We start from the raw sequence: 1,383 nt of genomic DNA, 5'->3' as shown, positions 1-1,383 counted from the left end.
TAATGGTTGGTGTGTAAGTGATCGGCCTATTAGTACAGGTCAGCTGAACACGTCTTTGGTCCGTGCGTACACTTCCTGCCTATCAACCCAGTGGTCTAGCTGGGGGCCTCTCCCAAACAATGTTGGATGGAAATGTTATCTTGAAGCAGGCTTCCCGCTTAGATGCTTTCAGCGGTTATCCTTCCCGAACGTAGCTAATCAGCGGTGCACCTGGCGGTACAACTGACATACCAGAGGTTCGTCCGTCCCGGTCCTCTCGTACTAGGGACAGCCCTTCTCACATTTCCTACGCGCGCAGAGGATAGGGACCGAACTGTCTCACGACGTTCTAAACCCAGCTCGCGTGCCGCTTTAATGGGCGAACAGCCCAACCCTTGGGACCGACTCCAGCCCCAGGATGCGACGAGCCGACATCGAGGTGCCAAACCATGCCGTCGATATGGACTCTTGGGCAAGATCAGCCTGTTATCCCCGAGGTACCTTTTATCCGTTGAGCGACAGCGCTTCCACAAGCCACTGCCGGATCACTAGTCCCGACTTTCGTCCCTGCTCGACCTGTCAGTCTCGCAGTCAAGCTCCCTTGTGCACTTACACTCGACACCTGATTGCCAACCAGGCTGAGGGAACCTTTGGGCGCCTCCGTTACCATTTAGGAGGCAACCGCCCCAGTTAAACTACCCATCAGGCACTGTCCCTGACCCGGATCACGGGCCGAGGTTAGACATCCGATACGATCAGAGTGGTATTTCAACAATGACTCCACAACCACTGGCGTGGTTGCTTCGCAGTCTCCCACCTATCCTACACAAACCGCACCGAACACCAATACCAAACTATAGTAAAGGTCACGGGGTCTTTCCGTCCTTCTGCGCGTAACGAGCATCTTTACTCGTACTGCAATTTCGCCGAGTTCATGGTTGAGACAGCAGGGAAGTCGTTGCTCCATTCGTGCAGGTCGGAACTTACCCGACAAGGAATTTCGCTACCTTAGGATGGTTATAGTTACCACCGCCGTTTACTGGGGCTTAAATTCTCCGCTTCGAACACGAATGTTCTAACAGGTCCTCTTAACCTTCCAGCACCGGGCAGGAGTCAGTCCGTATACATCGTCTTGCGACTTCGCACGGACCTATGTTTTTAGTAAACAGTCGCTTCCCTCTGGTCTCTGCGGCCCACACCCGCTCACCCCAGCACGTGGGGGTCACGGGGCAGGCCCCCCTTCTTCCGAAGTTACGGGGGCATTTTGCCGAGTTCCTTAACCATGATTCTCTCGTTCGCCTTGGTATTCTCTACCAGATCACCTGTGTCGGTTTCGGGTACGGGCAGCTAGAACCTCACGTCGATGTTTTTCTTGGCAGTACAGGATCACCGGATCACCCACCA

The 1,383-nt window shown here is 54.4% G+C and carries 1 rRNA gene; it reads right to left on the bottom strand.

The features are described from left to right. Positions 1 to 9: 9 nt before the first annotated feature. Positions 10 to 1,383, bottom strand: a 23S ribosomal RNA gene (locus CAY35_RS09410); the annotation flags it as partial.

Source organism: Pseudoglutamicibacter cumminsii, assembly GCF_003143995.1.
GTDB lineage: Bacteria > Actinomycetota > Actinomycetes > Actinomycetales > Micrococcaceae > Pseudoglutamicibacter > Pseudoglutamicibacter cumminsii_B.
The sequence above is the reverse complement of the archived record's forward strand: the minus strand, read 5'-3'. Positions and strand labels throughout refer to the sequence as shown.